The sequence below is a fragment of the Adhaeribacter rhizoryzae genome, assembly GCF_008629685.1.
GTDB lineage: Bacteria > Bacteroidota > Bacteroidia > Cytophagales > Hymenobacteraceae > Adhaeribacter > Adhaeribacter rhizoryzae.
The window spans coordinates 1-25,262 of record NZ_VWSF01000019.1; the positions used below are offsets into that span (position 1 = coordinate 1).

The 25,262-nt window shown below is 37.7% G+C and carries 21 protein-coding genes and 1 pseudogene; 6 read left to right on the forward strand and 16 right to left on the reverse strand.

From position 1 onward, the window contains the following. Positions 1–281 precede the first annotated feature (281 nt). The 3 genes from F0145_RS19465 to F0145_RS19475 all read right to left on the reverse strand — a co-directional run bounded on the left by F0145_RS19465 (position 282) and on the right by F0145_RS19475 (position 1,346). Complete coding sequence (locus F0145_RS19465) at positions 282–527, reverse strand: hypothetical protein (protein WP_150091087.1); 246 nt, start codon at positions 525–527, stop codon at positions 282–284. Positions 528–531: 4 nt separating this feature from the next. Then, a complete protein-coding gene (locus F0145_RS19470) occupies positions 532–813 on the reverse strand; it encodes a hypothetical protein (protein ID WP_150091089.1) in 282 nt (93 codons plus the stop codon). A gap of 257 nt (positions 814–1,070) precedes the next feature. Continuing rightward, positions 1,071–1,346, reverse strand: a complete 276-nt coding sequence (locus tag F0145_RS19475) for a hypothetical protein (RefSeq protein WP_150091091.1) — start codon at positions 1,344–1,346, stop codon at positions 1,071–1,073. 1,644 nt (positions 1,347–2,990) lie between these two features. Here F0145_RS19475 and F0145_RS19480 point away from each other — a divergent pair. The 3 genes from F0145_RS19480 to F0145_RS19490 all read left to right on the forward strand — a co-directional run bounded on the left by F0145_RS19480 (position 2,991) and on the right by F0145_RS19490 (position 5,988). Continuing rightward, the gene (locus F0145_RS19480; RefSeq protein WP_223816159.1) at positions 2,991–3,935 is read left to right on the forward strand and encodes a replication initiation protein; all 945 of its coding nucleotides are present in this window, start codon (positions 2,991–2,993) and stop codon (positions 3,933–3,935) included. A gap of 326 nt (positions 3,936–4,261) precedes the next feature. Further along, on the forward strand, positions 4,262–4,723 hold the full coding sequence (locus F0145_RS19485) for a LexA family protein (RefSeq protein WP_150091093.1): 462 nt from the start codon (positions 4,262–4,264) through the stop codon (positions 4,721–4,723). Beyond that, positions 4,720–5,988 carry a Y-family DNA polymerase gene (locus F0145_RS19490; protein ID WP_150091095.1) on the forward strand — a complete coding sequence of 423 codons (1,269 nt, stop codon included), beginning with the start codon at positions 4,720–4,722 and terminating at the stop codon, positions 5,986–5,988. The genes F0145_RS19485 and F0145_RS19490 overlap by 4 nt, the downstream gene beginning before the upstream one ends. 18 nt (positions 5,989–6,006) lie before the next feature. Here the strand turns inward: F0145_RS19490 and F0145_RS19495 are convergent, their stop codons facing one another. From F0145_RS19495 to F0145_RS19510, 5 genes are all read right to left on the reverse strand, one after another. Continuing rightward, positions 6,007–7,713 carry a coiled-coil domain-containing protein gene (locus F0145_RS19495; protein ID WP_150091097.1) on the reverse strand — a complete coding sequence of 569 codons (1,707 nt, stop codon included), beginning with the start codon at positions 7,711–7,713 and terminating at the stop codon, positions 6,007–6,009. A gap of 51 nt (positions 7,714–7,764) precedes the next feature. Continuing rightward, positions 7,765–8,835 (reverse strand): DUF4297 domain-containing protein, encoded by a 1,071-nt coding sequence (locus F0145_RS19500; protein ID WP_150091099.1) that lies wholly within the window; start codon positions 8,833–8,835, stop codon positions 7,765–7,767. A 108-nt stretch (positions 8,836–8,943) separates the two neighbouring features. Continuing rightward, positions 8,944–11,907 (reverse strand): type ISP restriction/modification enzyme, encoded by a 2,964-nt coding sequence (locus tag F0145_RS26675; RefSeq protein WP_223816160.1) that lies wholly within the window; start codon positions 11,905–11,907, stop codon positions 8,944–8,946. Continuing rightward, positions 11,894–13,804, reverse strand: a complete 1,911-nt coding sequence (locus F0145_RS26680; RefSeq protein WP_223816161.1) for a restriction endonuclease — start codon at positions 13,802–13,804, stop codon at positions 11,894–11,896. Before F0145_RS26680 ends, F0145_RS26675 begins: the two co-directional genes overlap by 14 nt. Positions 13,805–13,938: 134 nt before the next feature. After that, positions 13,939–14,250, reverse strand: coding sequence for a hypothetical protein (locus F0145_RS19510; protein ID WP_150091101.1), 312 nt, complete (start codon positions 14,248–14,250; stop codon positions 13,939–13,941). A 513-nt stretch (positions 14,251–14,763) separates the two neighbouring features. Between F0145_RS19510 and F0145_RS19515 the strand changes: the two genes are divergently transcribed. Then, positions 14,764–16,050 (forward strand): hypothetical protein, encoded by a 1,287-nt coding sequence (locus tag F0145_RS19515; protein WP_150091103.1) that lies wholly within the window; start codon positions 14,764–14,766, stop codon positions 16,048–16,050. A 53-nt stretch (positions 16,051–16,103) separates the two neighbouring features. Here the strand turns inward: F0145_RS19515 and F0145_RS19520 are convergent, their stop codons facing one another. Next, a complete protein-coding gene (locus F0145_RS19520) occupies positions 16,104–16,298 on the reverse strand; it encodes a hypothetical protein (protein WP_150091105.1) in 195 nt (64 codons plus the stop codon). 539 nt (positions 16,299–16,837) lie between these two features. Here F0145_RS19520 and F0145_RS19525 point away from each other — a divergent pair. Continuing rightward, complete coding sequence (locus F0145_RS19525; RefSeq protein ID WP_150091107.1) at positions 16,838–17,209, forward strand: hypothetical protein; 372 nt, start codon at positions 16,838–16,840, stop codon at positions 17,207–17,209. Between the two features lie 2 nt (positions 17,210–17,211). Further along, complete coding sequence (locus F0145_RS19530; RefSeq protein ID WP_150091109.1) at positions 17,212–17,583, forward strand: hypothetical protein; 372 nt, start codon at positions 17,212–17,214, stop codon at positions 17,581–17,583. Positions 17,584–17,682: 99 nt separating this feature from the next. Here F0145_RS19530 and F0145_RS19535 read toward each other — a convergent pair. The 7 genes and pseudogenes from F0145_RS19535 to F0145_RS19565 all read right to left on the reverse strand — a co-directional run. Continuing rightward, a pseudogene (locus tag F0145_RS19535) lies at positions 17,683–18,486 on the reverse strand (Fic family protein); the annotation flags it as partial. 30 nt (positions 18,487–18,516) lie between these two features. Beyond that, positions 18,517–18,729, reverse strand: coding sequence for a hypothetical protein (locus F0145_RS19540; RefSeq protein ID WP_150091112.1), 213 nt, complete (start codon positions 18,727–18,729; stop codon positions 18,517–18,519). Positions 18,730–18,741: 12 nt separating this feature from the next. After that, entirely contained in the window at positions 18,742–18,996 is a 255-nt protein-coding gene (locus F0145_RS19545) for an antitoxin VbhA family protein (protein ID WP_150091114.1), read from the reverse strand. A 337-nt stretch (positions 18,997–19,333) separates the two neighbouring features. Then, positions 19,334–19,915 carry a hypothetical protein gene (locus F0145_RS19550; RefSeq protein WP_150091116.1) on the reverse strand — a complete coding sequence of 194 codons (582 nt, stop codon included), beginning with the start codon at positions 19,913–19,915 and terminating at the stop codon, positions 19,334–19,336. 30 nt (positions 19,916–19,945) lie between these two features. Next, complete coding sequence (locus tag F0145_RS19555) at positions 19,946–20,932, reverse strand: hypothetical protein (RefSeq protein ID WP_150091118.1); 987 nt, start codon at positions 20,930–20,932, stop codon at positions 19,946–19,948. 400 nt (positions 20,933–21,332) lie between these two features. Continuing rightward, the gene (locus F0145_RS19560; protein WP_150091120.1) at positions 21,333–22,970 is read right to left on the reverse strand and encodes a toprim domain-containing protein; all 1,638 of its coding nucleotides are present in this window, start codon (positions 22,968–22,970) and stop codon (positions 21,333–21,335) included. Between the two features lie 194 nt (positions 22,971–23,164). Beyond that, a complete protein-coding gene (locus F0145_RS19565; protein ID WP_150091122.1) occupies positions 23,165–25,231 on the reverse strand; it encodes a DUF3945 domain-containing protein in 2,067 nt (688 codons plus the stop codon). Between the last annotated feature and the right edge of the window lie 31 nt (positions 25,232–25,262).

Genomic DNA, 25,262 nt, shown 5'->3' on the forward strand with positions numbered 1-25,262 from the left:
AAAACTATTGCAACGAAAACTACAACAGTTATTCGAAAGCCAGGCAGAAGAATAAAGCAGCAAAGCCAATTATAAATCTATTTAACATAACAAAAATTATAAGACAAATGGTAAACTCCTGAAGTAGCTTTACACCACCTGGATAATGCTATGTAAGTTCTTGAAAATACTTTACAGGTTAAGCGGTCAAAGAACTATTTAAAATATCTACTAACTGGTTGTAGTCAGTTTCATATATTATGTTAAATATAGTTTTCGGATTAATAATTTTAAGACCGCTTTCAGGCTGATTTCTGATGTTCCGGAAAACCAGAGTCAGTTAAAATTTTTTGCAATTGTTCCCGGCTCTGTGTTGGAACCTGACAATCCATTACTTCATCAATAAATTTAATCAGATTTTCTAGCGGGCAATTATCTACAAACTTACTATAAGGAGAAGAAAAAAACTTAGTTCTTAATTCTGCATTTTCTACCCGTATAATAAATCCTTCTTTGGTATGCAGAACAATTTCGGTTAGATGATTCATATAATTAATTCTTACCTGGTTCGACAGGAGGTGGGTAAATAAAGGCAATAAAAGTTAGAAATTCAACATTTATCAGCTTGGCAAAGGCTTGTAATTCAGAAACACGAAATGTACTTGGATCCTTTATTTTTGCCTGAAAACGAACAGTATTCAGTTTTAGTTTCCTGGCCACGTGGGTTATCGGTATAATTTTAAATAATTCTTCCAGGCTTTTAATCTTCCCCGTTTCCAGGCCAATCTTAGCCTTAACGTAACGTAAATCATCATCAAAATTTATTTCACTCATTTCCACTTTTTATGGCTGCCCCTTTACATTAAGGTGTAAAAGGTAATAAAAAAAATAAATTTTACAACCTTCTAATTCCACTAAATAAGCCAGATATGAAGGATATAAAAAATATTATTTTAAGCAAGGCACTGGCTTTAGGAGCAATGTAAATTAATTGAACAACTATAACCGAAAAAGTGCAAATTAGGTAAGTCAGAATTAAAAAAAAGGTTTTAAATATTAAATGACCTGTTTTATAACTTTCCCGATAAAAGTTAACCAGTACTATCTTTTAATAAGGAATACTGTTTAGCCAAAGCATTGACTAAAAACAGTTCTTTCTCGTAATCATCTTCGCCTACAATGAAATCGTAAAGCCTTTCTTTATCTACCTCAAAAGACACTAGCCGGATGACTGTACCGGGTGCTAAATACATTTTAACCGCCTGAGAATATAATTGGTCAGCGATTTCTTCGGTTTCAGCAAAATACAAGTGCTCCCCCTTTGATTCTTTTACTTTAACTACGGCAAAAATGGTTAGATTATTCATAACAGGAAAATTTAGTATTCTTTTAATAATGTTTACGTTTTATAAACCTAAAAGTATACTAAATGTATACAATTATTTTCAAGAATGCAACCTGAACTGACTATTTCCATTTTGTTGATGAATCGTTTTTTCCTTAATAAAGTCTTGAGGATGTATTCAAATTTATGCACTTTATGAATAAATAATATATTAAATAAGCTAAGAATTGGCTGATAAAAACTTTCCTTTAGCAGTATCAGTACATGAGGTGGCTTTTGCGGCTTATTTTCTTCTATTCTTTGATGTTTATTTCTTATATATTAATTAATCATTAGCCTAAACTTTCGACATTAAACTAGGTGCAACATTCCCAACAATATAACTAATTGTATATCAGATTTATATAGACTAAAGGAAAGGTTTTATCAGCCTTAATCTAAGGTGAAAGGAAAGGTTTTATCAGCTAAATACACTTTTTCTATCACTGATAACTCGTTCGAGGACTTAGCTTACGCGTAAAGTGGAATTTAAGCGTATAGATATTATCAATAAAAGATATATTAGTTAAATCAAATACTTACTGATAAAAACTTTCCTTTTACATTACCAGTTCCTGGGGCAAAGTTTTCGCGGATTGCTTCCCTCCATCGTTTAACCTTCATCTCATGTTACTTAGCCTGCTAATCCCTTTGACATTATATCTGTGAGCAACGTCTTTAAATCTATAACATGCTGTTTCAAAGAGACATACGACCTAAAGGAAAGATTTTATCAGTCTTGAACTCAATTAAAAGGAAAGATTTTATCAGTCAACAGGAAAGATTTATGGATTCTTTTACATTAATAATTAATTGATTTGCAATTTTCCAATAGTTTTTACTTCAAAAAAGGTATAAAGGCCCTTGAGACCAAATAAAGAATTAAACAAGGTCTTAATTAATAACGTAGCGAACGTTAAAATTTAAACAACCTATAAATTGAAGGGTATATTTTTAATAGCTGGCTCACAATATTAATTTCCTTAACTTGTTCTCGCCAATAAATATCTATTACTAGATATCCATTGGTTATTTATCTGCTTACACTGCATTTAACCTAGAAACCAATATAACTTATTAAAGTAATCATCTGTAAATAAGCCGATTATACGCTAAAGGAAAGGTTTTATCAGTCTCTTTTTTTAATGAAAAGAAAGTTTTTATCAGTTGAAGGCAAGACGATCTTAGCTAAAAAAGTAGCTTAACTGCCTATAATAAGCTGAAAGAAAGTTTTTATCAGCCAAAAAGAAAGCCTAAAAAAATACTCTTTCTTTTCCGCCCCTGGTTTGCGCAGCTACTTTTGCTGATTTTTGTTTTTTTATTTTATTGTTTTAAAGTTTATTTACCCTTTAAATGCTTAAATAACTTTATTAACAACAATTTTGTGTATTTTACCTATTTGTTGTTATTTGCAATGGCTGTAACTATCTGTTTTTAAGGTCTTTATTACTCATCTTGGGAAGCTTTTATCAGTTAAAAGAAAGTTTTTATCAGTTAGAAGGAAGAAATTATCTGTTAAAGGAAAGACTTTATCAGTCAAAAGGGAAGATTTTATAAGTTAAAAGAAAAATGTTTTTAAAATACTTTCTTTTTTCTCTTTCTTTTATATTTTCGTAAAAAAAACCGCATGGCTGCCCCAAATATAAAGGATATTGAGAAAACCAAAGCTATTGAGATAAGACAACATAATGCCATTACCACGGCCCGCTATGAAATGAGTGCCTGTGAAATGGATATTGTTTTCTATCTGCTTTCCCTCCTAAAAAAAGAAGATCAGAAAGGTAAAATGTACCAGGTACGGGTTAAAGATTTGCAGGAAGTAACGGGTCGGGAATGGAATTATAACCAATTCATAGATGCCACTTCCGCTTTAAGGAGCCGGGAATACATTATCGAAAACGATAAGCGATTGCTGCAAGTGGGTTTACTGGCTTCTGCCGAATACATTAAAGGAGAAGGGTTAATTGAATTAGAAATATCCGAAAAGGTACGCCCCTATTTAATTGATATAAAAAATAACTTTACCAGTTTCCGCTTACAAGCTGCTTTTAGCCTTTCGAGTAAATATGCCAAAAGAATATACCAGATTGCTTCGCAATGGAAAGATATTGGAGAAAGCAAAATATTTACGCTGCATGATTTTAAAGTAATGCTTATGCTTAAAGATCCCAAAGGGAAAGAGCCCGAGCAATACACGAAGGTATCTATGCTTCAAAAATTTGTATTAGACACGGCTGTTAATCAAATAAATAAACATACCGATCTTCAAATTAGCTATTCCTTAATAAAGAAAGGACGTTCTTACCAAAGTATAAGGTTCTATGTTAATACCCAGGTGCCGGAACAATTACCCATCCCTTTCGAACAACCTTTAGAAGAAGGAAGACTACAAACTGCCCGGCAGATATTGGATTCCCTGGGTATTACCGATGGTAAGCTTATTGGAGAGATTTTATCTAAAAAAGATCTGGTGGATAAATTATTTAAATTTAATTATGATCTTAAAACCGGTAGAACTAAAGCCAATAAAAACCCCGCAGGTCTTTTATTAACCATATTAGGAATTCGGTAACTAGGTATAATCATTTTCTCCCCATATACTAAACGCTAAATATGTAAAGTAAAGGGAAAGAAAAATGCATCACTTAGAACAATGTAATACAGTTCGCAACTTATTACCGAATTAATTACCATTAGCATATGCCTGGCATTAAATTGCTAGATTCTATAAATTAATTTCAAAAGAAAGCTTGCATAGCACTTTGCTAAAAAATCAATTTAAACTGTTATAAATTTTAGCAAAGCTATCTTAATTAGTATAAAATAGTTTTAAGATTCTTATTCCTTTCTATATTTGTGCGTATATACTAAATTTTTTAGTAGTTATACATAAATACAATGCGGATAGAGCGAAAAGAGCTGGTTAATGCTAATCATGTAACTATTATTCTGAGTGATCCGGCAGCAGAAAAGCAATTCCCACTTTTTGTAAACCTGGTTAGAGCGGGTTTTCCTTCCCCGGCAGAAGATTACAGCGAAGAACGAATTAGCTTAACGCAATACCTGAATGGGAACCCTACTGCTACATTTTATGTGCGGGTAGAAGGTGATTCGATGGAAGATTTTGGCTTGTTTGAAGGGGATTTGCTCGTAATAGACCGGTCCTTGGAGGTGCGTTCCGGGGATATAATTCTGGCCAATATTGATAACGAATTTACTGTTAAAAAGCTGGAAATTTCCGGTGATGGGGTGCGCCTGGTAGCGGGGAACAAAAAGTATAAATCTATCCAAATTACCACAAATTTAGAAATGTTGGTTTGGGGAGTGGTTAGAGGCCTGGCCAGGAGGTTCCGGAAATGACCAGCTTATTCTTACACGCCGATATTAATAATTGCTATGCCTCTATCTTTCGGATATTTAAACCGGAGCTGAACGGGGTACCCCTGGTGGTACTAAGTAACAACGACGGGTCCATCATTGCCCGTTCCCAGGAAGCCAAAGATTTAGGTATTAAAATGGGGCAACCTTATTTTGAAGCTAAACCCATTATCGAAAAACACCAGGTACACGTTTATTCCAGTAATTACCCGCTATTCCACGACATGAGCACCCGGTTCCACCATACCCTGGGTACCTTCTCTCCTAACCAGGAAATTTACAGCATCGACGAGGGCTTTTTAGACCTGGGAAACTTCTACAACACCAACTTACAGCAATATGGCTCTACCATTAAGCAAACCGTCTGGAAATGGCTGGGCTTGCCTATCTGTGTGGGCATTGCTCCCACGAAAACCCTGGCTAAGCTGGCGAACCGGATTGCCAAGAAATCAAAAAAAGCAAATGGCGTTTTAGTATTAAATACGCCGGCACACCTAACCGCCGCACTTAAAATAATTGATGTGGGGGATGTTTGGGGAATTGGCCGGCAGTATGCGGCTAAACTCCGTAACTTTGGGGTGCTTACCGCCTGGGATTTAACAAACGTAACCGATGCTTTTGCCAAAAAGCATTTAACCGTAGTAGGGTTACGCATTGTAAAAGAGTTGCGCGGCGAAGCTTGCGCGGATCTGGAAATTGAACCACCGGCGAAAAAAGGCATTTGTACGAGCCGTTCTTTTGGCCAGCCGGTTACCACCCTGGATTTAATGCAGGAAGCTGTGGCCACCTACATGACGCGCAGCGCCTATAAACTAAGAAAGCAGAAAAGCCGCTGTGCCCAGTTAAGTGTTTTCCTGGAAACCAACCCTTTTAGGCCGAACGATGCCCAGTATAACAATTGCAAAACCATAAAGCTGCCGGTACCTACTAACTCAACTTTAGAACTGGTAAGCTACGCGCTCTTGGCTTTAAAGGCCATTTACCGCGACGGATACAAATATAAAAAGGCTGGAGTTTTACTGGATGATATAAGCCCAGCCACGGCCATGCAAGGCAATATTTTTGATTCCATCGACCGGGGCAAACACCTGGATTTAATGCAGGCTATAGATTTACTAACCAGTAAAATGGGCAGTGGGATTGTAAAAGTAGCTACTGAAGGTACTGAAAAATCTTGGAAAATGCGGCAGGATTATGGAACACCATGTTATACTACCCGAATGGAAGATATTTTAGTGGTTAGATAAATTTACCACAAATTATTATCAAAATTTATCAAATTCTGTTTTTACCATTTCATATTGATTAGTATCCAAAAGTTTTTTGTCGGTTAATCGTATTACGTGAGCTTTTTGCTGATATGGTTTTAGATGTTCATTATCCATTGCACATAAGATAATCTGAGCATCTTTCGGAAATGTATTCAGGATTAAATTAATAATACTGTCATAGTTAGTATCTGACTGCTCATGCTGGTTAGGAGTATCAATTATAAATGCAGAACGAGTACCATTACTATACTTTTCTACCACAGAATATATTGCCAAATTATAGGCAAGAGTAACTCTAACGTTTTCAGCAGCGCCCCCTTCTTTAACAACTTTATTATAATCCAATGGCGAATTTATAGCAGATAAATTCACCTCTTCAGTATTTAAAAGCTTTGCGTAATTTATAAACGTTTCATTGAAATACGACTTGATTTCTTCTATTAACTCTTTTGATTGGATATCTTTTTGTTCTTTAATTAAAGCTTTTAGTTCTTTTTCAATAGTATCCTGCTCAACTAATTTTTCAGTTCTGTTTTCGATAACCTTTTCCTGGATAGATTTTCCAGCAATACTTTCAATTATAGTAGTAAGTCCTACTTTTTCTTGTTTTTCATCTTCTACAACATATTTATTTTTTAAATCAGCAATTTCTGTTCTAGCCTCGTCTAACTGAGAATTTATTTTAAAAAGGTTATCGTTGAGTTTGGATAGTGAAATATTTATCTGAGTTAATTGACTTTCTGCTTGTTGTTTATCTACTAAAATTGCTGCTCGTTCAATTGCCGTATTTTGATGGATTGTACCACATAATGGGCATTCCACATTATCATCCTCTAAATTTTCTACACTAAATTTATAATCTAACTCTAATTCAGTTATTACTCCTTCTGCAATTACTTTTTGGTGCTCTAAATATGCTTTTTCACTTTCAGTTTTAGCCAGTTTATCAAGAATTACTTCTTGCCTACTCGCAAGACTTACCAATTCTTGCCTAATTTCAGCTGTCATTAAGTTAAATTTATTTTCATCTGTAGTAGCTACAGTGCTTAATTTAGGAACGTAGGTATCAACAATAGAAAGGGCTATATCTATTTTCTTTATGTCTTCTACCAATACCCTTTGTAAAGTTTTCTGATGATACTTGTCTGTCTCTATTTCAAAATGTTGAGGCTTATATATACCTACATGATATTTAACAATAGTCTGCTTCCAATCAGCGTATTGTTGTAAGTTTTCAAAGCTGTCCCAAGGACTTGCCCAGCTTTTCTTTTGGTCAATATAATAAGGCAGAAAATAGTAGGCTGGAGGAGGTACTTCTAAGGTATCTTCCCGATTTGGCAATAAAGCTTTAAAATCAACAATTTCAGCAAACTTTTGAGCATAAGCACCTGTAATTTTCGGATAATTTATTGTTGCGCTATCCCCCTCTTTAAAGCTTATGAGGTCCTTGTAACGCATAATCTGGTATTTTATATCACCAATCTGAAATTTAACCAACGCTTTACAATCTAGGTTTTTCCAAGTGGTATCAAATCCTAATTCGCATCCTAATGCCCAAAACAACAATTTTACTAAGGTTGATTTACCAACATTATTCTCCGCTGCCGTTATTAAATTCAGGTTCGTTTGAAATTGAAATACATTTCCCGATTTTTCTGAATTTGATAGAAGTAGCAGTTGATTGAATTTTAAGTTTTGCATGTTTGCCTTTTCGGAGGTTTCTTATCAATAATTTGAAATTTTCTATAGCCATTACTGTTGAATTATAAATTCATAAATTATCGCTGCTCTTACTTCATTCTCATTTGTAAACTGCTTTTTATTTTTACTGGATATTTTAGCTGCAACATTATTTAAAAACTCCTCCATTTCGGTTGTCCCACTAGCAATTTCTTGATTTATAAGATTAGATATTTCTTTTGATGTATCGATAACTAAGGTGCTTCTGGTGCCTACTCTATTTTGACGGTAACGATTAAAATATTGCTCTAAGGCTTTTGCAGGAATAATTTTCAATCCTAATTCTCTAATAATGTCGCTAAACTTAGCTTGTATAGTTGCTTCGTCTTTAATGTTAGTAAACTGATTTATTACCTTTGTAACTGTATTAGAAGTTAAAGCCTTACTAGCCAAGAAATCTCCCCATTTCCTAATATCATAGGTTATCATGCCCTTCCGAGTAATATCGTCGTACAGTACCCGGTATATTTCTACAGAATCATAATAGGGATTAGAAAAAAGCGCAGTAATTAACTTCGAAATTTCTGCAATTATTAAATCTTGGAATTTTTTATCTGAAAGCTCTGGTAGGATAAAGTGAAGGTTTGTAGGTAATGGATGTACTGACAACTCCTTTTTAATTGCATCGGCAAGTTCCTTATTTGTATCATCATGTAAATCATCTACTGCAATTTTACTCAATGAGACACCAGTTTTTTTTAAGTTCAAGTCAAAACCATTAACAGCAACAAGGTTTAAACTTGATAACTTGGCACTAAAAGGTTTACCATTGCCGCTACCAACTAATTTTCCTAAAACGGAACTACCATTTTTTAATTTTACTAAGCTTTTCGCATTAAATCTTCCTCTATTCGTTTTTACCTGGTTAAACTCAAATAAAGCTTTTGTTTCATCCAAAGAATCAGCTAAAACAACATCCTCATGCAATTCCATAAAAACAGCGTACTCATTTCCAATAGCATGCTCTTGCATAATTCTAAATAACGCCCAATGGTATTGGTAAGCATATTTCGAAAATGTTACTGCTCCTGATTTTTCGCGCTGCGCGTCAAAAAGGGGATTATCACCGTCTTTGTGTTTCACTTAATAAGACTTAATTGTATTAGGTATTCCACTATAATGTATTAGCGATTCTATTAAAATATTAAAAATAGCATTTTAATTATAAAATTTTCATCGTTTGCTTGCCTCCTAAAACTCCACCTTCGGCAATCCCTCTACAATATCTACCGTTTGCACACTTACATTAATAACACTCAATATCAGGTCTAAAATATAGCGTGGGTTGCCAACTTCTTCTGCCCAATCGTTGGGGTCGTTTTTGATGCCGCTGTCTTTGTGGGTGGTTATTTGGTAGCGTTCCATTACCCATTCAATGGCACTTTTGCCGTTTATTACATATTCGTAGGCTTTGGCAGGAATATTCTCGATGCAAATTTTGCTGTTGTAGATAATGCAATCCTTCTGGCCTTTTTTAGGGAATCGCATTTTTTCTACTTTAAAGAAATCGCTTTCTGCTTCGGTTATCGTTACACCATCAAAAGCCGGTACACTTTCGTAATTGATATGTAGCTCAGCCAGTGCGCGGCCGGCTTTGCTAAACTTCCAGAAATCGCGCACATCTTCTACCAAAGGTAAGCGGGGCAGCATTTTCTTTAGGTCATTGGCAAACTGGGTGCGGTATGTGGGGCTGTGAAGGAAACCATAAACGTAATAGAAAATATCTTCTTTGCTTACGTTTTTGCCGTATTGCTTTTTGGCTCGCTCCAAGATAAAATCACTCAAACCATCGCGGCGGATATACTCATTCTCACCGGTGCTATCAAATAAACCAGGACTTTGCTTTTGCCGCTCTTCGTAATAATATAATGGGAAAACTTGACCATTAAATTGAAGTTGGACATCTGGAATAATATCGGTAATAATTATTGAAAAGCTTTTTGAATCACCTAAACCAGAAATACATATGACAAAATTTTTATTCAAAGGATTTGGGAAAAATTCATTCATTTGTCCCCTTCTATGAATCATCTTATCTCCTAAATATAAGTTCTGCTTAAAGAAGGGTCTATAAAGTCCTTTAGTTACTCTATCATTTTCAAAAATAGCCTTATTACCTTTTTCCAAATGTAATATTAGGCTACTGGTCCAACTAATATTCCTCGGGTCAACATTTATAAACTCATTAGCTTTTGGTTTTAAAGGCCTAGCCTTAATAAAATCTTCTACTTGTTGATTATAAAAGTTAACCATATTCATCATATTTGATTGAAGTAAGGTTAATGATGAATTATATACCCATGAATCTCTTGAAGATTCGTTTCCTCTGGAGTTAACTACAAAAAATACTTTTGCCTTTAAATCAAACTTTTTTTCGGATTGAATTGAAATAAATGTATTGAACACTTCATTGCGTTCATTAATCCAATCGCCATGCTCGTTGGATTTAAGTTCTTTCCAAGGCATCGCAGCATTACCAACTGATTTCAACTTTTTTACCAAAGAAAGTTTTTCCTCCCGGTTTAAATAATCTCCAATATCATGGTAATGTATTGTAGCTTTTTTACCTGTGTTGGCTGGATTTTTAACCAATAAAGTAATGGAGATTGGAGTGCGAGAGCCACCGCCAAAAACATTACCTGCCTCTTTTTGCCTTAACTCCCCACTGGTTCTAGCATTCCCCCTTAAATTGAAAACGTAAATAGCTGAAAATTCATTTTCTAAAGACTTCCGGAACCCATCGGCACTATTCCCATCTAACCAAGCTCCGTTAGAAACAAAACAAACAATACCTCCATTTTTATCTAACCGGTCGGTGCTCCACCGAAAAGCTTTTATATAAGAATCGTAAAGCGAGTTTTTATTAGTAGCATCAGTACCTTTGGCATAAGTAGCCGCAATACGGGCATCCAGTTTAGGATAAGCCAGATTCTGGGCATTATCATTGGTTGATTTTTGACCTACAGAATACGGCGGATTACCAATGATTACCTGCAAAGGCGCATCCTTTTGCGACATTATACGCTCAAAATTCCTGGAAAAGGAAGCTTCGGTACCGTATTGCGTAGTTTTTACTTCGTCCAACTGAAACGTATCAGTTAGTACAATGCCTTCAAAAGATTGATATTCCTGGTTTGCCTCTAATTGGTCGTGGTAAGCGTTTTCAATGTTTACAGCGGCTATATAATAGGCCAGCAGCACAATTTCATTCGCGTGGAGTTCAAGCTTAAACTTGCGCTCTAAGTCCATTTTATCAATTAAGCCACTCTGCAATAACCGGGTAATAAAGGTACCGGTACCGGTAAAAGGGTCGAGTACATGCACGTTTTCATCCGATATATTCCTCCCAAATTCCTTTTTCAGGACATCGTTTACCGAATGGATAATAAAATCCACTACTTCTACCGGCGTATAAACAATGCCTAGCCGTTCTACCATTTTTGGGAAAGCGGTTTTAAAGAACTTATCGTAAAGCTCGATAATAATGCGCTGCTTGCCTTCGGCGTTGTCAATATTACTGGCTCGCATTTTCACCGATTCGTAGAATTTCTGGAGTGTTTCGGTATCTTTCTCCAAGGCACCGCCCTCCAGTAAATTAAGCATGGTTTGCATACTCACCGAAATTGGGTTATTACTGACAAAAGAATAGCCCTCAAATAACGCCTCAAAAACCGGTTTGGTAATAATATGCTGGCTTAGCATTTCCACGGCTTCGTGCTGCGTAATGCTGGGGTTAATATTTTTCTTCAACCCATTTAAAAAATCTGTAAAGGCTTCCTTGTGGGTTTTATCTTCATTTATCAGTTTATTAATCCGTTCGGCCTGGCGCTCGGCAATTTCGGCTACGTTTTTCGCCCATTGTTCCCAATAGCGCCTATCCCCTACTTTCTGCACCATCCGGGCAAATACTACGTTTTGCAATTGTTCAAATTGCAGCGCTAACTGGTTCGCCAGATTCTGATTGTTCCCGTAAGGTGCCTGGTCTTCGGCCACCATGGGCGTACCATCCGAATGAAAAGCATATTCCGGACGGCCAACTATAATTTGCTCCGGCCGATGTTTATTCAGCTCAATTTTATTAACCGTAGCGTTAAACCGGTCGTCGTGGGCACGAAGCGCATTCAATACCGTCCAGACTACTTTATAACCGGTCATTATCGTCGAGGGCTTTATCGGCTTCTACATTGCTGGGCACTACCACCGGTATAATAATATACCCGTATTTCTTACCCGCTGCTTTGCGCATTACCCGCCCCACCGATTGCACGACATCTACCTGGGAATTCCGGGCCGAAAGAAACATTACCGCATCCAAAGAAGGTACATCTACCCCCTCGCTCAAACAGCGCACATTGGTCAGTACCCGACATTCATTATCTTCTGATTCGGCTTTTAACCAGCCTAATAATTCATCCCGCTGGGGTGCGGTCATGGTACCATCGATGTGCTTGGATGCCACCGATACCATTTGTTCTTTTTTCTCCTCGGGCAGCGAATCAATATAAGAATCGGTAGCGGTCATGAAATTGGCCGTTATCTTTTTCGATTCGTCTATATTCCGGCAAAAGGCCAGTGCCCGGCGCATGGGCTCCGGGTCGCTTTCTTTCATAATGCCGGCATCACCCAGCATCTTTTTAGAAAGCGCATTTACGCACCCAATTAGTTTAGAAGCATCATCGGTATTTATTTCGCTTTCTTCGCCGGCAATCATTTTTTGTACTGCCGGGGGCACATCCTGATCGCTTAATGTCAGAATGAGTACTTTATAATCAGTGAGTAAATCCTTGGAAACCGCTTCACCAAAGCCTATCCGGTATATTTCTTCGCCGTACAATTTTGCGTCGTCCATGGAGCACAAAACAGCATCGGCCTGCGCTGCTTTGCTTTTGGTATCGTCGCTGTAAAGCCGGGGAGTTGCCGTCATGTACAAACGCTTTTTGGCTTCCAGAAAAGAATTATCGTGTACCTTGGTAAAAGCTGATTCATCTTCCCCAGCCAATGCTACTCCGGTAGTCCGGTGGGCTTCGTCGCAAATAATTAAATCAAATAATTCAAAACCAATATCGCTTTGGAGCAACTGCTTTTGGGCCTGGGCAATTACTTCAATAGACTGATAGGTAGAGAAAACCACGGTCATGCCGGGTTTCTGGTTTTCTTTTATGTGCCGGAACTGCTTTAAAATATCTTTAACATTCGTAGAAGCAGGTAAGGCTAAATCCACTACGCTAAAACTATCGGTATCTTCGTTCTTGGTTTTCTTCCGGGATATTTCCGGGTCTGAGCAAATACATATCGGGTTAATGGGCTCCAGCGCATCCGCCGACCATTCCCGCAGCGTTTGCCCCAATAAGGAAATAGAAGGAACCAGGAATAATATTAGCCCCTGACCATTGGTTTCGTTTTCAGCAATGCGCAGCGCCGTAAAAGTCTTGCCTGTGCCGCAGGCCATAATAATCTTGCCCCGCTCATCCGTCTTAAAGTGCTCATTGGTTTTGGTTAAGGCTTCTTTCTGGTGCCCCCGTAAGTTCTTTTTTGGGGTTCTGGCTGTTTCTCCGTGAATGCCCTGCTCCAGCTTTTCCCAGTCTACCGGAGCTTCGCGTAATTCATACAGGTTTAACCGGGTTACCGGTGGGTGCTGGTTCCGGATAGCTTCTTCGGCATTACTCCCCCATTTTTTACCGGTCGTATCAATCCAGAGCCGCTGCGTAAACCGGGTAGTTTGTAAATTTTCATTTTTAAACTCCCGGCTGGAAGTAGAAAGAAAAGAATCTACGGCGGGTTTATCAATAATGGTATTTTCCTGGTAGCATTTACATTGAACAGCCCAATAATCGCCATCCAGCGTTAACCCCACTAAATCTATACCGGTATCACTCCCGCCTAAATCGTTCTTTCCTGGAAATTCATCCCAAAGCCAGACTTTTTTAAACAGATAAGCATATTTAGGATCTGTTTTAAGGTAAGCCTGCATTAACCGCTCAAAGCGTTCGCCTTTATCGCGTTCTGAAAAAGATATTTTACGGTATTTGTCTAGTATTTTCTGAAAACTCATTCTGGGTTTAATAATTTACTTTGCCAATAACTTGCTATTTGGCTATACCTGGGCAGTAGGAAATAAATTCTTTTGCAATTGGTAAATATAATATTTTACCACAATATGGATAAGGAATTTACTTTATGGATTATCTACTTAAATATTTTTAGAATTGTCATGATAGGTTTATAACAAGCCACTAAACCCGCTGCTGGTATTAACTTGGGAAAATGCAAGGTTATAACTACAATACCTACAACACAAATAACCCACCACAACCGCGTAAGATGTCTACCATAAATATTCCATATTTTATCCTCACGGGTATTTACCTTTTCTACCTCTTTCGTAAAGCTACATTCAATAAAAGCATCTATGCGCCGAACAAGCCAACTGTCTTTTCCAGCTGGTGTAGTGTTCAAGCTCGTTGCTTTCATTTTAATATGTTGCTTTTGTTTTGGCATTTTTAAATTCCACGGAATTTATCCGTGTAATACTTTCTCTTATTAAAATCTTCGTTAAAGGTCAATACTTCTACCCCTTCCAGAAAGGACACAAAAATCACACTTCTGAAAAGACTGTTTAAACCAATCCAAGGCACTTTTATGTATTTCTTCCCTAAAACCTAAAGGTCACGCCTATCTTGTTTATGGATTAGGACAAAAAATTTGCACCTTTAAAATCAATTTTTTATAAAGTTCCGATATGCCGCTATCCAAAAAAAGGACAGGGTAAATTGCCCTATTTTGATAGCTGAATATCTTAGTGCTAATTAAAATAAAAGAAGCTTTTTAGGGTAGGACGAAACTGGTAACCTAATTGAAAATCAATAATTTAAGCTATTTTCTTAATAATCTTTCCCAACAGCATCTATATCGGAAGGAATGTTTTGCTGGAATACCTAACACAAAATTTCATTTTGCTGAATAAGTAGTTTTATGTATTTTTCTATGCCGAACTATAATTAAAATGAATAAATGTCTAAAAGAAGAATTATCCGGATTGCTGGTAATAGCTTTTACCTGACCCCTAGTGATTTCTTTCCTTTAGAAAAAACAAATCTTCCATCTGGGAAATTATCGTTTCGCCTGCATAGTGAGATTTTCTGGGAAATAGAAATTGCAACCTTTGACCCAGTGGATAAAAATTTAAAAGTCCGAGTAGTTGATTATTACCCGAAAGAAACTTCCGGTTTTAAAAACCAACAAATCAAAAAGGAAATACATCGGCTGGAGTTTGAGCCGTTAAAATGGGGGGCCTTGGAACCCTTTCTTAGCCATTATCAGAAAATGGCTTTAAAAGATGTTGTAATCGAAAGTGAAAAAATATACCGCCCAGAAATTATTAGAGAATTTAAAATCCCTGTATTTCCATTACCCGAGCCCTTTCCCATTTATGACCCGAGCCCGGAAACGATTACAGAGGAATTTGAATTTTACTTTAAAGATATGGAGGTTGGTAATGGCCATATTACATTCCAGCGGTTAAGTCCTATTATCCAAAGAAAATTGACCTACAAGATTCTAAATGACTTCCTAAAAGCTGAATTTAATTACATTAAGAATTATTTTGCTAAGTCTTTTAACCGGAAAAAATTTGAGGTCACAGCTACGATTACCTATACAGGCCATGCCATCAATACAATCACTGCCAGTTCTCCTCAGATTTCGGCTATAAACTCAGAACTGATTGATTCCATCAGAACCGATTCCATAATGCGGTTACTTTCAACTCCTATCTCACCGGTAGAAAACACGTCATTATTTGATGCAGATACCATTTTCAGTAATTTCGAGCAGGAAGAAGATTTACGAAATCTATTTCCTCGTACTGACAAAGACATTTTAACCACTATTTTGGCTTATAAAAAGGTTCGGAACGAAACGCAATTGCAATATTTAGCTGGTGCTAAACAAGCCAAGCACTACCAAATAAAATATACCTTAAAGCCGCTTTTTGGATTTTTGTTTTTCATAGAAGGCGCCACTAAAAATCACTTTTGCTGGGAACTCCTGAATTCACATGCTACTTACTTATGGTCCTTTGCCAAAGAAAACAATTTAGTTTCTTCTCAATATGCCAGAATGGACAATATTATTAAAAATTTAAAGATTTTAGGCCGTGGAAATTACAAGGATGCTTACAAATCTGGAAAGATAGATGTGGATTTAGGATTTTGCACTATTAACCATAGCCAGGAGAAATCGGATGAAGCCAATGGATTCTATGCCTGGAAAGTAAAACTGAGTAGTTTGCTTGTTTAAAAGGGAGATAAAATTAGGAAGAATGAACCCCTCCCTCCTAATTTTTAAATTTACTATTTCCTGCGTTTCCGATTTTTGCGCTTTTTCTTCTTACTTGGTTTATTGCGTGTTACTGGTGAAGTTACCGTTTTATTCTTTGACTTAGTAAAGCCAGTTACTTTTAATATGCCTTTCATGGCGGCAAATAATGCTGTAACAGCAGTTAAAAATCCCGATATTTCGGGCAGTACTTGTAATAATTCGTTCACTTGACATTTTTATTTTTATTAAGGTTATTCTATGGAAGGAGTAATAACTTATAGTATATATCAGAAATACTTTGGCCCTTCTGTATATAAATAGTAGGAAAAGAATGAAAGCACGCTTTTAGGCTGAAATTTTCTTAAAATATTTTTTACCTGCACTTCAAAGCGCTATGAAACCGTACGATAATTTATCAGCCCGAGGAAAATTTATTCGTAAAAATGGGGCCCGGTTAGTTATTTACGGCGGTGCTATTCTGATATGTTGCCATTCCTGTTACCGGATTAAGAAAATGCAACAAAGAAACATGGTTTTACCCGTAAAGGAAGGCAAGCTTGCTTCAATAAGTTTAAAAGAAATGTTGAATCTGCAATTATGGGACAATACAAAGAAGAAGGTTCTTGACCTGAACAAAGGTTTTAAACAATTCAAGCAGATTTTATGAAGCATCAACCGAAAACAATTAAAGAGGCTATTTTGTATAACCTGCTAATATTTACAATCAATGGTTATACTTTCACCTCTTTTAGAAACTGGTAAGTGTATGGCCACTGATACTATATCTTTAAAAAAAGCTTTAAATACAATAGTTCAGGGTTTAGAAAACCCGAATAACCATTACATGATAGGGGCTACTTATTTTGAGCATATCTCGCCGGAAAATTTGGGTTTGGATAAGCATTATATGGCCGTGGTTTACCTGCATCAGGAAGCTACCTGGAACGTAGAATTATCTGAAAATAATTTAGTTTTTGAGGTATTACTAAACCGCGATAATCCAGATAGAAAATACCGAATTAGAATACCTTTATCCGAAATATGGAGCATTCAGGAAAGTAGTGGTACGACGTTTACCGATACTGACCGCTTATTTTATAATGCTGACGTTTTTAAAAAGATGCTAACCCCGAAATAGAAATGATTAAAATAAAACACCCGGACGAAAAATGTAATTTTCAGCAAGAGCAATTCTTAGCCAATTGCCCTGAAAGCGAGCGTCGGTTCCATGAGCTTTTATTTACGAATGGCAATATTTCCTATCGGTATCACATGCAGGCCAAAGAATTCTCTCCAACGGTAAAAGATTATGAGGAGTGGCTGGAAGGATTACCGGAAAATATTCGGAAGTCTATGCAGGAAAAAGGGTTTGAGAGCTGCAAGACAATTCTTTCTTTTACGCGTTACGTGAATGAAAAAAATGACATAGGTATGGATGAATATATCCGGCAACAGATGGGCGCGGAAGATTATGCGGAGTACCACAGAGTTTGTTTAAATCAGGATTCCTAGCAACTGGTTACCGGCTCGGCGGCAACGGGGAGCTGGCCAGCGAGCAGAATGCTAGCAATTACTTCGGATATCTGATCCACCTGGTTTAATTTTTCTAGCCTAATATTTTAATTTTGGCCCACTCGTTTTTTGTTTTAATTTCTCCGCTGGTTTTTGACCGTTTGCAATTGCAATTTTTTCTATTTGGGCTATGGCCTGGTCGAAACGTTTCGCATCTTTATAATCCTGGCTTCCCGGCTTCACCAGGGGATGGGTAATAACCGCATTTATGACCTTGGTGAAAGTTTCTTTGTGTTGGGATAAATCATTTTGGTTAAACCTCACCGCCGTTAAACGCATTTGAAAATCGGCCGGTGGTTCCATTCCCCGCAGGGCCGGCAACATTTCCATTAGCCGAATACCCGTAACGTCGAATTCTCGTTTTACTTCTATTTTTAATAAATCTTCTGAAAGCTCTGGGGTGGGCGCTGCCGGCAGGCTGCGGATTTGCTCGGCTTCTTTGGTTTGCAGCGGGCTGGTAATCATCCGAAACATATTTTTTAATTCTTCCAGGTTCTGGCTACTCTCCGGTGCGCCATATTGCCGGACGATTCCTAAATCCCTGGCCAGGTTATAATCTTCCTTATTATTCAAGCGAAAGAAATCAAGGCTGTACCCGGCTTCGTAGCCGAGTTGCGTAAAAGCGCCTTGTAAAGTTCTGCCATTACCCTCGCGAAAGGCATGGGTGTAGTTATATAGATCGAGGTAAAAGGCTGCCCGGTTGATAAATTTATGCAAGGGCAAACCTTTTAAATAGTTCTCTTTCTCTAACTGATTGGCCAGGGCCATTAAATTCGTATCTATATCGGTATACGGGGCAAATACCATAACTTCTTTATTGCCGGTGGCATAAGAAGCTTTATGCCCTTGGAATTGCCGGTCGGCTCTGGTTTCTCATGCCCAGGGGTAAATTTTTCCGAAAAGTGTTTTATGTATCTCCTGGAAATGTACTTTATCAAATTTTCCGCCGGGCACCCCTCCCCTATCGTTCAGCTGGGATAATTTTAACCAAGAAAAATTTGCTTCCTGAGCGGCAAGTTCTGGGGCATTGGTAATGCCCCATTTATTAAAAAATATCCCGTTGCTGTCTGAAAATAAATCTGGCATATTTTACTGAACTTAAAGAACAGTATTGGAAGGTACGGTACTATATTTTCTATTGATTTCCGCCAATAATTTTTCCTCTACTTCTTCCAGGGTAAGTTCACCATCTACGTACTGTTGCATCAGGGCAATGGTAAAGGCGTCCGGCATGGGAGCGTTGGTAAGGGTACAAGCCAGGGAATTTAAAACTAACCTTTCTCTTTTATTCCTGGCTTCCGTTTGCGCGGGCGTTAATCCTGGTTGGGCTGGTTTAAATACGTTTAAGTTCATAAGAATAGGCCTCTAAATACCGAATATACGAAAAATACCCGTAAAGGCTATTGAATTTACCTGTGCCTATATAACAAAATACCAGCAAAAATACTTCCCGGAGCGCAAATGAAAGTTTAAATAAGGAGAACTTTAACAATTGCAAGAATAAGGTTTAACAATTATTAAAGTTTTGTTAGAATAGAATTAGTAAATTTTGCAATTGCAAAACAGTATGGATAGATAAGATAAAAAAAGCAGGTATGCCCCCTCCTACCTGCTTTTTTGTCAAATACAAGATTAAACATTTAGTATAATCCAGCTTGTTAGCGGTTGAATATTTACCTCCTGGTGCTTTCTAGCGAAGCCAAAGGCAGGTATAATCTTCATTTTGATAAAACCTGCTATCATGGGCAGCATAAATTAATCCCGTGCTGTTTTCCCGGCCAATAGACCAAATCCAGGCCTCGGTTTTAGCATTGCAATAATCCACATCTTCTTTGAAGTCAGTTAATAGATAAGCCCCTTCTTCATTGGTAAGGCATTGGGAAACATCCAGGCATTCCTTTTTAGCTAATTTTTCTTGCATTCGTCTATTCTTCATTGGCTCCTGCCAGGCATGTTCTCCGGTTAATTTTTTAGGATTAAGAGAAAGTAATTTGGCTTTCGCCACGGAATACTCCTTTTCATGAATCGAAAAGAAAGATACCGTATTGGGAGCCGAAAGCGCAATGCCATCCCAAATATTCCTACTGTCCCGGTACATAATATAGAATTGGGATAAGTCCCCAATTTCTATCCGTATATCCTGCAGTACATTTTCTATATCATTGGTAACAGATTTAGCACCGCCTAAATCTTCAATAGCGAGTACTGGCCCATCTACCTGATAATCGTAAGCTGAACGGCTGTGGAATATATTTTCGGTTTCTTCTTTCATCTTTTCTAATTTTTAAATAAGACTCAATAATTATATTGCCCTGGCAGCAATGTTATTAAAGGCTTTTTGATCTGCTTTAAACCGTTCGTTAATGGTTAGGGCTGATTTGCCATTAAATAGCGCATAATTGGCCGCATTGTACAAAAGCCATAAATTAGCTTCCGTTTCCAGCATAATTTCTTCATTCCGTAAGCGTTCAACTGCCAGGCAGGCCAACTTCTTTGGTAAACCTGCTTCCACTATTACTTTTTGAACATCAGCATCGGTGGGCATACTTACTTGTACCATCTTATTATAAACGGCACCGGTAATGGAATCCTTTTGAACCACAAAGTTCCGGAGAATGTTAGTTAAATGCTCCTTAAAAAACTCCAGGTTTAAGCTTTTGTGGGGGAAAGTTTCCGCTAAAATTTTGTCCTCTCTTTTAATGCGCTCAATGTTTACATGTTCTACCTTTTCCTTTAAAGCATCTAGGTATTTTCTCGGTTGGCCGTTCGCCAGCCAATTAAAATATTCCTCGTGAGTCATAAATTCATCGGCCCAGCCCATCAAGCCATTGGAACAAATTTGCCGGTAGTACGATACCTTGACCTTCTCCTCATTCGTCGATTCAATAGAGGAGCCTTGGATGTTGAAAGGACTTTTGCCGGTATAGGAATTGTTGATGATAAGGTTTTTATAAATACGCTCATTTCCTACCTTTAAACTATCCGGCATTATAATATTAATACAAAAATCACCCCCGGAAGAAAAACGCGTGTCAATTTCATAATTTGTCGCAACTGTGTTTACTACCGACCGCAGTAAATCATTGGGAATAAGCGTATATTCGTTGCTTTGTAGGGCAAATATATGCTGGGTGCCATCCGGCATAAAGCCTACTATTGCCCGTTGCCTGTCAGACGGCAGTAGCTTGTAGGAAGCAGGTAATAAATCCTGTAATTTTACTTCTTTTACCGGAAAGCAAATAGAGTTCCAGGAAGATGCTTTTTCTAGGTTTGTGCTTTGTGTTGACATAATTTTGACAATTGTTAAATTCGTTTTCTATACTTATATATACGTTTAGTACGCAAATAAGTATACGTTATGTATACAAATATTTATCAACAATTTATCCTCTGCCGAACTTTTTTTCCCTTTACTTTAAATGTTTTTTCTGCTAGCAAATCAGTCACTTATAGGCGGATGAATGGCATTTTAGTTAAACTAGAATTTTAAATTGATTTATAAAATAGGATGATTGGGGGCTAGAAGCCTGGAAGGGAATTTGCTCCGCAAATTAGTCTGCAAGACCGAGCGATAGCGAGCCTGGAACGGGTTCGACCGATAGGGAGCCCCACCCATTTTTAAAATAAAACCAAATTTGTTTCCAAGTCTGGCTGGCTATTATTAAAATCTTTAAAAATTAATTTTGCGCTTAAAATTTTGGCTTTACCTGGGGACTATTTTGATTTAAGTCGCCTTGCTTTTCCTGCTGATTCTCTGCTTTTAATGTTTCTATATTTTCGCTTTTACTTGATTCTATTCCCCCCTTTCCTTTCAGCAGTATTTGTGGAATTTCTTTCTTTACTTTACCTAAATCTAATAATTTTTGAAACTGCTCATAGCGCCCCGGCTGTAAAATCACCCATTTTAAATCTGAATACACCAGCTTTTCTTCCGGCTTATTATGGAGATCCATTTTATTAATTTCTGCCAATAATTCTGGATTTTTATTAATCAACTTAACTAAGGTTAAATCCTCATTATAATCGTTTAAAATGGCTTTATCAATCTTGATTGTATGTCCTAAACCAGTTGCTTGCACAAAAGCTTTATTAAACTGGTGCATCGCAAAATATGTGGTTGGAATTTCTACTAAAAACTGATTTCCCTCTATTTTATACTTAATTTTATCCCGATCCAACTCATTTAGCACCAGGTTACTTAATCCTCTCTTTTTCATTTCCTCGTCGATATGCTTATTGTAGGGGCTTAACTCGTGCATTAATTTATCGGCAAACGCCATAACCTTACCCGGCGCGGCAGCGCCTGGGGTAAGGGCATTTAAGCTGGCAAATGCCAGCTTAATGCTGTTTTTCGGGTTGGCTAAACGTTGGGAGGGAAATTCTTCGGCTGCTAGGTCCCGGAGGAACATTAAATCATAATAAGCGCCTTTTTTATCGTTGTCGTTGGCCAATACGTACTGAAAATTTGTATTGGTGTTGCCTTTTAACTTTAATTCTTTAATTGTTTGGATTTGGTTCAGGGATAAATTACCACCGTACGACACAAATAATGTATTATCCGGCAGGCGGAGTTCTCGATAGCTTAGGGCATCCAGGGCACTTTCCACCAGCACGATTCTATCCAGCTTTTCCGGCATATTGGAGTACCAAATGCCATTGCTGCGGTCGGAGCCTTCGGCATGGGCTTTATAGCTGGTGTTCCGGATTTCCAAACCTACTATTCTGGTATCATTGGCTAGGTGGTAAGGAAAGGCAACGTTGGTATAAAGTAATCCTGGTTTCTGGGGGTCCTGGTATTGAACATTAAAAATACGCCCGGTGAATTCCGGTTTTTCTAAGGTATCTAAAGAAATGTTTCTTACCCGGAAGAAGTCCTTATCATGGAGAGGCTTAATTTTGTAATAGTCGTTCAAAAATTTATGCGCTTCTATATTTTGCAATCTTTCCGGATTGACGAGCTGGCGGTTCTGTTGTTTTGCCGGTTCGGGTAATTTCAGGTAACCATATAAAACCGCGTTTACGTTGGCGTTTTCACTCCTGGTATTATCCTGGGGAAATAAGGTACCTAAACGCCTCTTTACAAAATTTATTAAACTGCCTTTATCCGTATCATCCTCCGGATTCCAGTATCCCTGATTACCGGGATGGTGAGGATTGATAATAATAATCCGGTCCTTGGTTTGAGGATTATAAAAAACCGGAGTCCGGGATCCTTTTTTTGCTTCGTGGTGGTAACCGTTAGCCGTGGCCAGTTCGATAATAGAAATTTCATTTCGGAAGTCCTCAAAGCTTTTAGCATGAGGGTACTTGTTTTTAAAACCTTCCATAGGAAAAAATAAGCGGTTAATAAAACAGGGGAATTAGCCTCCCCTACTAAATGCCTAAACTGTCCTTTTGATTCGGAAAAATAACGCTAGCCAGAATAGCAACCGGTTGGCCCTGGAAAACGAGGTTGTGCTAACATTTTGTCAGCCTAATGGCCGGCCCCGTGCAGCGCCGGCGATCTGATGTTCGTACAAGATTAGAGCTTGGGGCCGCCTCTTTTTTTCCTGGGAACATTAGCATCCGCTTCTTTGGCTGGCGGGTTTTTTAGGTTAACTATGGGCTTAGCCTTATCTACCTTATTACTATCATTATCTGCTGCTACCCGAATTTTATTTTCCGGTTTAAACATTTCTTTGATAGCCGGATCGCGCATTGGCCGGAAGGAGAATCCTTTTTTAGCCGGATCAATTTGTACGGTAGCAGAAAATTCCTGATTTTTATCATCCTTCATGCCGGCTAGGGCAATTGGTTTTCCTGCTTCGAGTATTTTTTTTTGTTCCTCCGTTAAAATAACACCTTTTAAGGTACTTGGTATTTTTATGCGTTCGGCCCGAATGGCCACTAATTCATTCGTATCTTTATCTACCCCGACGTAAGCCTTAAATTCGGAATTAGTCGCTTTATCGGTAAGCGTTACTTGCTTGTTCAGATTTCCGGCCCCTCTTAAATTCTGTTTATCTTCCTCGGTAAATTGGTAGCCTAAATAATTTTTTGGTATATCCAATTCCGAGCGTACCCCGTGAAAAACGAAAGTGGGTTGTCCGCTGGGACTTTCTACTAAGCGAAATTTACCGTCAATAGAAACTTTGACGCCTCCTAAATCGCCTTTTAGTCCCTGAAACAGGGTAGTCTTTTCCCCATTCAGGAGACGCTTCATATTATCGGTTTTTTCCAGTAGTTCTTTGGTTAAACCTAACTTCTCTGCATCTTTCCAGTTAATATTGTCTGGATTAAATTTTGGTCCTTGCATTTTGTAAGAATCTTTTATCGGTCTATGAATTTGTGTGTGTGTGTGCTGATTATTTTCCGGCAATGCAGATTCTTCGTCTTTAAATAAGTCGAGGAGATCCTTTAAATCGGTCTGGAAACTGTTTTTCGGCAAATCTTCTTCTGGCATTTCCCAGCGGCCATTCTTTTTATTTATCGTATAGGCATTATTTTCTTGGGTATCGTTTGCTAAGCTTCCTAATAATTTTTGCTGTTGTTCCTCCGGAAGATGGACAAATTCTCGTTCGGTCTGGACCGTTATACCAGAAATCCCGGTCTTTTCTTTCAGAGATTCAAGGGTACTTATTAAACCAGCTTTTAAACCTGGTAAATGTTCTTTAATCTCCCCTAAGGCCTTCTCAATCGATTTAAATTGAGGAACGGCTAGAAATTCTAAATTGTTTCTGGTATAATTATTTCTAAAATTCAGGATAAAGTTACCTAAAAAACCTTTATGCGGTATTAATTCCAACAAAGGTGGCGATTCCCCTGGGGTCAGGTTTTTTAAATTCTCCGGATTTCTTAAAACCGGTTTACCTTCTTCATTTTTCCCAATAATACTGATCTCACCATTTTCTTTATTTACTGTAAATAAATGCTGGGGATCATTGGTTAGATTAGCTTTAAGTTGTGACAAAATACCATCGACTTCTTTTTTAATTTCGGCATCTGTTTTGAAGTAAGGCATTTGCCGGCCATCGCTTGCCCGGATAACTGGACCCTCCGGACCAAACCCGGCTTCCCCTTTTCCAATTTCATTTCCGGATCTATCGGTAATGCGGTACGCTCCCTTTTCTTGTGTTTGGTAGCTTCTTTCTATGTGATAGCCTTGGTAATTAAAGTGAGTACTCTGGGTTAGATCCTCATCTGATTTATTTCCCTGATTAAACTTTAACTCTTTGTAAGAGAAAGTCTTCAACGTCCCTAAAGTATCAAAATTAATTTTAGCCTTTTCCTGATGGTGGTCAAAAGAAATTTTAAAAGTGTTTAATTTTTCAATTTCCCGCTCTATTTCCCGTGGCTGTTTGAAGCCAGGCTTTAAATGAGGGTAGTTATGGTCTTCTTTCTGGGTTTTTAACTGAAAGTTATAACCACCTGATATGTCCGGCTCAATGCTTATGACGGAAAATTTGTTTTCCGGAAATAACTTTTGTGCCATGGCGAAAGCTTGTTTCTTTTGTTCGGCTGCCAGTTTTACTTCCGAAGAAATCGTTGCGGTGGGCTCCTCCGGGAGGCTATCACCTGCACTTACTGGTGGGGGTATCAAAGCTGCCATAATTTCATAATTGTAAGTTGAAAGTACCTTA